Source organism: Caballeronia sordidicola, assembly GCF_001544455.2.
GTDB classification, from domain to species: domain Bacteria; phylum Pseudomonadota; class Gammaproteobacteria; order Burkholderiales; family Burkholderiaceae; genus Caballeronia; species Caballeronia sordidicola.
Genome location: NZ_FCOC02000060.1, coordinates 1 through 1,126, shown reverse-complemented (window position 1 = coordinate 1,126; position 1,126 = coordinate 1). Strand labels below are relative to the sequence as shown.

At 59.0% G+C, this 1,126-nt stretch carries 1 protein-coding gene; it reads right to left on the bottom strand.

The window, feature by feature from the left end; genetic code table 11:
* Positions 1-7: 7 nt before the first annotated feature.
* On the bottom strand, positions 8-1,078 hold the full coding sequence (locus AWB64_RS30560) for an IS30 family transposase (protein WP_060859147.1): 1,071 nt from the start codon (positions 1,076-1,078) through the stop codon (positions 8-10).
* Between the last annotated feature and the right edge of the window lie 48 nt (positions 1,079-1,126).

Sequence of the window (1,126 nt, the reverse complement as noted above, 5' to 3'; positions counted from 1 at the left end):
GGCGCTTTCACACTCCAAGTGCAACAGCGGGGTCAATGACAATGCCGTGCTTGGCGCAGTTTTCAATAAAGACCTCACCAGGCGTGCGCCACTGGAGCGTCTTTCGAGGGCGGGTGTTCATGTTCAGCGCGATCGCATCGAGTTGTCGCTGCGAGAATACCGATAGATCGGTCGCCTTGGGTAGAAACTGGCGCAGCAGCCCATTGATGTTTTCACAGATACCGCGTTGCCACGGACTGTGTGGATCGCAGAAGTAGATCTTGATGCCCGTCGCCTCAGCCAGCTTTTTATGTAACGCCATTTCTTTGCCCTGGTCGTAGGTCAAGGTTTGACGCAGTCCCTGATCGAGCGGCGCGAACGCGGCACTGTAGGCTTCCAGCGCTGCCTGCGCCGTACTGCCATCGATCTTGACCAGCATCACAAACAACGTGCTGCGATCCACCAGCGTACCCACTGCCGAACGGTTAGCCAGGCCTTTGATCAGATCTCCTTCCCAGTGACCCGGGATAAGCCGGTCGTTGGCTTCGGGAGGGCGTACGTGAATACTGAGCATGTCGGAGAGCTTGCCGCGCCGGTCCTGTCCTCGCGTGCGCGGCCTGCGTGCGCCACGTCCCTGTCGCAACAGGCTGACGAGTTCCCGGCGCAACTCGCCTCGGGGCGCGGCGTAAATGGCTCGGTAAATGGTTTCATGCGAAGCGTTCAAAGCAGGCTCATCAGGGTGGGCAAGTTTGAGTGCGGCTGAGATCTGCTCGGGTGAGTGACACCTTTGCAGATACTGCCGCACTTCGGGCCACAACGCGCCGTCAACGTGCAGTTTGCGCTCGTAACGCGGTTTGCGGCGAAGCCGTCCCGCGCGTCGACCAGCACGGATCGCGCAGTAAGCGCCCGCGATCGCAGGCCGTCCTCTGTCGCCGCGCTCTTCATCGGACTTCCAGCCATTGCGCTTGAGTTCGCGGCTGATCGTACTTGGCGAACGTCGGAGCGCACGCGCGATCGCGCGCGTGCTTTCGTTGGCAAGTTTCATGGCAAATATTGAGCCACGCTCCTCAGCACTGAGTTGTTCATAGCTTTGTCCCATGCAACATATCCTATTTCAAAGGTGTTGCACTTGTACCTTGAAAACGCC